General features: G+C 39.1%; 9 protein-coding genes and 1 pseudogene. 1 reads left to right on the top strand and 9 read right to left on the bottom strand.

Features of this window, described 5'->3' with window-relative positions:
- The 5 genes and pseudogenes from AB1422_15470 to arsN2 form a co-directional block, all read right to left on the bottom strand.
- Window positions 1-161: pseudogene (locus AB1422_15470) on the bottom strand (S8 family serine peptidase).
- Window positions 162-303: 142 nt separating this feature from the next.
- Complete coding sequence (locus AB1422_15465) at window positions 304-1,344, bottom strand: ATP-binding protein (protein MEW6620708.1); 1,041 nt, start codon at window positions 1,342-1,344, stop codon at window positions 304-306.
- 23 nt (window positions 1,345-1,367) lie between these two features.
- Window positions 1,368-1,538 (bottom strand): hypothetical protein, encoded by a 171-nt coding sequence (locus AB1422_15460; protein ID MEW6620707.1) that lies wholly within the window; start codon window positions 1,536-1,538, stop codon window positions 1,368-1,370.
- 235 nt (window positions 1,539-1,773) lie between these two features.
- Window positions 1,774-2,724: a hypothetical protein gene (locus tag AB1422_15455; GenBank protein ID MEW6620706.1), complete on the bottom strand. Its 951-nt coding sequence runs from the start codon at window positions 2,722-2,724 to the stop codon at window positions 1,774-1,776.
- Between the two features lie 389 nt (window positions 2,725-3,113).
- Entirely contained in the window at window positions 3,114-3,884 is a 771-nt protein-coding gene (gene arsN2, locus AB1422_15450; GenBank protein MEW6620705.1) for an arsenic resistance N-acetyltransferase ArsN2, read from the bottom strand.
- 78 nt (window positions 3,885-3,962) lie between these two features.
- On the opposite strand from arsN2, the gene AB1422_15445 reads away from it, so the two are divergent.
- Window positions 3,963-4,145 (top strand): hypothetical protein, encoded by a 183-nt coding sequence (locus AB1422_15445; protein ID MEW6620704.1) that lies wholly within the window; start codon window positions 3,963-3,965, stop codon window positions 4,143-4,145.
- Window positions 4,146-4,327: 182 nt separating this feature from the next.
- On the opposite strand, the gene AB1422_15440 is transcribed toward AB1422_15445, so the two are convergent.
- The 4 genes from AB1422_15440 to AB1422_15425 form a co-directional block, all read right to left on the bottom strand.
- Window positions 4,328-4,612, bottom strand: coding sequence for a HEPN domain-containing protein (locus AB1422_15440; protein MEW6620703.1), 285 nt, complete (start codon window positions 4,610-4,612; stop codon window positions 4,328-4,330).
- Window positions 4,609-4,926 carry a nucleotidyltransferase domain-containing protein gene (locus tag AB1422_15435; GenBank protein MEW6620702.1) on the bottom strand — a complete coding sequence of 106 codons (318 nt, stop codon included), beginning with the start codon at window positions 4,924-4,926 and terminating at the stop codon, window positions 4,609-4,611. The genes AB1422_15440 and AB1422_15435 overlap by 4 nt, the downstream gene beginning before the upstream one ends.
- A 384-nt stretch (window positions 4,927-5,310) precedes the next feature.
- A complete protein-coding gene (locus AB1422_15430) occupies window positions 5,311-5,709 on the bottom strand; it encodes a hypothetical protein (protein ID MEW6620701.1) in 399 nt (132 codons plus the stop codon).
- On the bottom strand, window positions 5,706-5,900 hold the full coding sequence (locus AB1422_15425; GenBank protein MEW6620700.1) for a DUF5678 domain-containing protein: 195 nt from the start codon (window positions 5,898-5,900) through the stop codon (window positions 5,706-5,708). The genes AB1422_15430 and AB1422_15425 overlap by 4 nt, the downstream gene beginning before the upstream one ends.
- Window positions 5,901-6,036 lie beyond the last annotated feature (136 nt).

The following is a 6,036-nucleotide window of genomic DNA, read 5'->3' as shown; positions in this document are numbered from 1 at the left end:
ATTGGTGTGGAGATAGAAGTTCCCATAACCTTAAATTTGCCAATAGAAAGAGAACCCGGGGCTAGCAAATCCGGCTTTTCTTGAAATACAAACCCTCTACTGCTGTAATTAGCTATCTTTTCATCCTTACTCGCTCCAACAGTTATAGCCTTGTCAGCATTACCAGGACAGGTTTCTTTTTAATTTTGCAAGTATTCGCATAATCTACCTTTTTAATTCTCTTAGGTTGATAGCAAAAATGATTTAACAAAACAAGACTCAAACTTGAAACTACTCATTTAGCCATTAGATATGAGGTAGTTTTCAAACATTCATTGTGTTTTCAAAGCTAACCGAACATACAATGGGATACCTAAAGACATTCCCCACTATTAAACATTTTCCTACATCAAGTCTCTGAACTAATTCAACATAGTTTCCACTGTAAAAAGGAGAAACACTAAAGACATGATTGACATCATCAGGATGGGGAATATGAAAAAGGAATAGATTACTACATTGAGAAAGAACAGTCTGGTCAAAATGACGAGGTCGTTGACTTAAAAGACATAGGTTTATTCCTAACTTCCTTCCTTCCCTGGCTATTTGTATTATTTTATCCTTGCAAAAAGTCGTTTGGATAGTCGGAGCAAAGTTATGCACCTCCTCTATTACTACAAGAAGTTTTGGCCGAGCAACTCCTTCCTTTTTACTTCGATATTTCTCAAGAATATTATGTAGTGTATAACGAATAATAATTTCTTGAACTTCCTGTTCTATTTCACTCATATCTAAAATCAGAGAGTTCTCAAGAACCTTCATAGGTTTGTTAGAAAAATAAAGGGGTTTTGACTGTAATTTATGTAAGGTAGTATTCACATAATTAGGGATTTTAATCTCTTCCCATTCTTCAGATAATATCTCTTCTGATGCAAAAAGATTTATCTGTTTTGTTTTTCCTTTTTTATTAGAGACAATAGAACCCTGAGCAACCCAATCTTTTAGTTGGTTTGCTATTTCTCCACTAAAAATTTTTTCTTTGAGAGAAACTTTTGTCATGAATTTTTTCAATAGCATCTCTTCCTGAAGGGTTAAATTATAAATTGACCCCATAAAGTCTGGTTTTAAAGGCAAAAGAATATCTTGTTTTGAAAGTACTTGTATTCCATATTTCTTGCCAACTTCATTGTATTCATCAGTGGGTGAAAAAATGATAATATTTCTATCTTTAATATGCCTCGACAATCCTTTAACAAAATAAGATTTGCCAGACCCTGTTCTACCTAAAACTGAAATATGAGGCTGAAAAAGCCTATCAGGTGTAATTCTAACCTCTGGATTAGAAGATTTATCAAGAGTTCCGATTCTTATATCACCTTCTCCAAGCTCTAATGCTCTTTTAACATTATCTTCTGTAGTAAAATATACATTTCTCCTGGAGGCAAAGGGAAATTTGCTTTCTTGACACCATCTTTATTGACAAGAGAAATTGGTGTATCTGTAAACATATATAAATTAAATGAAGTTATCTCCTTGTCATCCTTCGAGATATAATTCATAACCTCTGGATTATCAAGATCTGTGATTCAGACACTGGACATCAGACACAAGACTATAGACTCTATTTATGCAGGAAATTAGTGGCATTCGAGAAGCCTTCCTCAAAACCTCACCCCCTGAATTTTTCCCTAAGCCTTACCTACAGAAGTATAGGTAGCTCTCCCAAGCCTTCATTCTTGTGCAATTTCTGCCCGTTTTAGTCTGAAGTCTGATGTCTATAGTCTACTGTCTGAATCACAGATCATAACTCCCATATTTCTTTACAAAGTCCTCCATAAAATTGTCAGCAGGTTGTGTGATGCTTACTGCATCAAAAACCCCAGTTTCAACAATCTCTTTTACTAAGCATGAATCTTCTGGTTTTTTGTTGACATCAATCAAGGGAATTCCTCTTTCTCCAAGGAGATCCGAGAGAAATGCTATGAGAACTGGATCCCATGCTCCACTTAACCCAATTGTAATCACACAACTTATTCTATAGGCAAGGTATCTCCAAATCTTAGCAAGCATCTCTTGCATTATTCTATCTTTTTCGTATGTCCCAGGGAAAGCGATTAATATATCCCTCGATCCTCCACATTCACATTTGGTAGGGGCACCCCCAAGGCCGTATTTTACAGAAATTAAAAGAGGAATTGATTTGTTTCTCAAGTTGCAAAGAGAGGATTTACATTTCGCCCAAAAGACATTCTCTCTTGCTTGGATTTCGGCCACAGCACTATGGTGTTCCATTCTTTTGAAAAACTCTTCGCATCCTTCAGGCTCAAAGTATGTGTAGGCATTTTTCTTCTTAATCTTTCCTTTTTCATCAAATTCATCAAATTTTGCACTCAGAGCTTTGTATAGAAGGCTATCAAAGTTTATTGTCAGGCAAATAGCATTAGTTCCACCATCCTCAGCCTTTTTATACATCTCAGCAATCTTTTCATGGGCAATAGAAGGTTTAGCTTCTATCATACCTATATTTTTTTCTTCATCAACACACTTATAGAGTAACCACTCTATAAATTCGCTCCAAATCTTTCGCAATTCCTCCAAGGATGGCTCTTTAAAATACATAAGAATTCTTGAAACGATACTCCTATCTCTCTTCCTTTCCTCTGAACTTTCCCATGTTTTAAAAAGTTGATTAAGGTCTTCTGGTAAAGAATAATTAGATGATATCTCTTTAAGTTTTTCTATCATTCGTATTATATCAGGAATACCTTTGCCAAGATGTTTGCCAGAAGAATCTTTTAAAGAGCTTGATATCCCTGAGCCAATTATAAACAAAGGGATTTTACCCTTTCTATGTTCACTCTTAATATGCTCACAAATCTAGCTTAATGTTTCTGCAATTTTTTCCTCTTCTGCTATTATCTTTCCTCTGTGAGTAAGCAACACTTTTTTTATCCTCCTCTCAAAGGGTTACTTTATCAATTCTTTATTTGAGAAATTGGTATTATCTTTCTAAATCTTTAGGACCACGGCATTGCAGATAACGTTCTCGGTGTTTGTGAAGTCTCGCCTTTGGTGGGATTTGGGAAAGCGTAGATTTCCACAAACACCGTGTTATGTGAAGTTGCCAGTCATCGTTATTTTTTGTACTTTTCCATTACAGGGGACCAGGCATCAACCGCTTTTACGAATTGCTCCCGCGTAAATACCGCATGGGGAAGGGCTGAAGGAATTGCTATGACCTCCCCTTTCTTAACGCCGACAATCCTTCCCTCTACCTCAAAAAACAGTTCCCCCTCAAGAACCATCGTGATTTGCTCACTTTCATGAGCGTGTATCTCAAACCGACAGTTTGACTCCACCTCAAAGTATGTGAACATTGTCTTTTCCAGCGCAATGCCCCACATTCTTGCTCCTAGAACATCGGGTTGAAGACGTAGAACCTCTTTTGGATAATATCGGGCGTCTTTTTCAATTCCCTTGGTCATGCAGACAGCAGTGGAAGGACAAAAGTTCTGAAATTCCTTTGTGGCTTGAATAGATTCAGGAATGTTGTTCCTTTCCACTTTGGTAAAGCCCATCTTTGAGAAAAAGCCTTCCGCTGTGGTCGTCAGCAGGTAGAGGCTTTCAATCCCTTGTAAATGGGCATACGCCAATATCCTTGTGTAGACTGCTTTTGCAATACCCCTGCCCCGATAATCGTCTGTTATGGCAAGGGAACGCAGCAACCCAACCTTCTCGTACACTTCAAGTCCAATTACTCCAATCAAATCATTACCCGTCTTTGCCACCATGAAGTGATGAAGGTGATTGGCAATATCCTCGTAAGGCAAGCCACATCGCTTTAACAACCTTCCGATTGCTTCTACTTCAACAGAATCTGCAAATGCAAATTCTATTTCTTCCATCGTATTTTCTCCTGTTTTTGATGGCTAACAATTTCATATAACGGGATGCGTATGAGCGAAGTGCCCCAAAGGGGCATTTTGGCTTCAGCCGTTCATCCGCTGATAGCCGAAGTGACGCAGAGCAACTTCCCTTTTTCAAAAATTCCCCTTGAGCTATATCTGCTGAAGCCTTTCGCTCATCCGCATCCCGATAACCAAAATGCGAACCCCAAAGGGGTTCGAGCTCTGCGTCATTTTGGCTATCGCTCCGAGCGTCTCTGAAGTCTTGCGAAGCAGGATTTGGGCGGAGTGCCAAAGGCACGAAGCCAGATACGCTCTGTTAGGCGACGTGCACATGTGCTTCATAGGAACTTACCCTCTTTTAAATATTGGATTATCTTTTCTATGAAATGTGTGCTATTCTCAAGGATTTCCTCTGCTTCTTCCTTGGATATTACAAAGGTCTACTCGTAATCCCCTAACTGCCTTTTCTCAAATGCTCTGTTAATTGCTCTGCCCATCTCTCTCGGAAAAATATTAGTTTTGACGAAGTATTCTCCGAAAGCAGATATCACGCCCCCGTGAGATGAAAATGATAAATTCTTCGTGAGAAGTATAGCCTCAGCCGAGAAAAACATCGCATAGTATGCTCTGGATACCGATGATTCATAATCCCCCTCGTCAATAAGCATCTTAGAACTCTTAAGATATTTCTTTGGTCTCTCTATGAGGGATGCTACTTCTTTCATGCAGGCACTCCTTCCCTTCGAATGTTCATAAGTAATGGACTTTTCAAAGCAAAATAATCCCTTTCAGATACAGGATAGACTGATATTAGAACACCATATTTTAGATTTATCTCCATGATGATATCTATCATCCTATCTATTTCGTTTCCTGGTGTAATCTCACCATCGAAAACCACAGCTAGGTCAATATCGGAATCATCTGTAGCCTCTGCCCTCGCCCATGAACCATAGAGGAGGAGATTCTTTAATCTTTTGCCATAGAGTTTTTCAATTTTCACTTTAAACTCCCTGATGATGTTATTAATCTGCTTCATTGTAGTTTCACCCATATCTCTCATCGGATTTAACTGTTATGATATATCCTCTAAGTGCATGTCGCCTATCGGGATGCGGATGAGCGAAGTGCCCCGAAGGGACATTTTGACTTCAGCCCCGACCCCAAAGCGCGACCCACTTCATGGGTTCCCCGCCGCCGCTGATAGCCGAAGTGACGCAGAGCAACTTCCTTTTTTCAAAAATTTCCCTCGAATTACATCTGCTGAAGCGTTTCGCTCATCCGCACCCCAATAACCAAAATGGAGCGAAGCGACATTTTGGTTATCGGCTGAGCGTATCTGAAGTTCCGAGCGAAGCGAGGAATTTGGGCGGAGTGCCGAAGGCACGAAACCAGATACGCTCTGTTATACGCTGTTCCGCCGTCATTCCTCAAAATCAATCCACGCATTTCTTTCATCAAAGACCACCCGAAATTTATCAAATATGTCCATTCTTCCCATAAGCATCGGCACTTCTTCTAATAATACCCATGCTATCCTTATTTTCAACCTTCTGCTATTCAACACCAAAGTAACCTCCTTGAGAATATAGGGAACTCCTGCCCCTGAAACACCTTTAATTTCTTGAATGGTATCTTCCTTTTCTTGCTTAAACCCAAGTGCTCTGCCAAAACGAAATGGTATCATTGAAACATCAGCACCTGAATCTACATACATTGGTGTCTCCACGGCAAAGCTATCCCTTTCCAAAATCACCTCTGCTACAGGGCGAAGAACAATTCCTAAACTACTTTTTTCTTCTCTAAACCTTTGACGTATCATAGTACCAACATCCTTTCCTCAGGCACCTTTGCCACAAAGGGTTTTTCATGAGGATATTCTTGCCGCACTCTCTCAAGCATTTCCTCAATATTCTCGCCCTTTGCCACCACTTCGCCATTTACAATGATCACATACTTGTTCTCCAAACCTGTTTTATCGAGTGTTATATACGCATCGAAATTCTTGCTCATGGTCTACCTCCCTCGTATAATATGTTTAATATAGTTATTAATTAATTTATAATTAATATTTAATAATATTTCTCTCCTCATGGGAGAGTTTATGAAATCTTTGATTGTGAACAAAAAGAAACTTGACTTTTATGAC

This window comes from bacterium (assembly GCA_040757115.1).
In the GTDB taxonomy this organism is placed as follows: domain Bacteria; phylum UBA9089; class CG2-30-40-21; order CG2-30-40-21; family SBAY01; genus JBFLXS01.
The sequence above is the reverse complement of the archived record's forward strand: the minus strand, read 5'-3'. Positions and strand labels throughout refer to the sequence as shown.

Coding starts and splice junctions, on each gene's coding strand:
- AB1422_15455 (MEW6620706.1), bottom strand. CDS start 2,724: ATGATAGAAAAACTTAAAGAGATATCATCTAATTATTCTTTACCAGAA.
- AB1422_15425 (MEW6620700.1), bottom strand. CDS start 5,900: ATGAGCAAGAATTTCGATGCGTATATAACACTCGATAAAACAGGTTTG.
- arsN2 (MEW6620705.1), bottom strand. CDS start 3,884: ATGGAAGAAATAGAATTTGCATTTGCAGATTCTGTTGAAGTAGAAGCA.
- AB1422_15460 (MEW6620707.1), bottom strand. CDS start 1,538: ATGAATTATATCTCGAAGGATGACAAGGAGATAACTTCATTTAATTTA.
- AB1422_15430 (MEW6620701.1), bottom strand. CDS start 5,709: ATGATACGTCAAAGGTTTAGAGAAGAAAAAAGTAGTTTAGGAATTGTT.
- AB1422_15440 (MEW6620703.1), bottom strand. CDS start 4,612: ATGAAAGAAGTAGCATCCCTCATAGAGAGACCAAAGAAATATCTTAAG.
- AB1422_15435 (MEW6620702.1), bottom strand. CDS start 4,926: ATGAAGCAGATTAATAACATCATCAGGGAGTTTAAAGTGAAAATTGAA.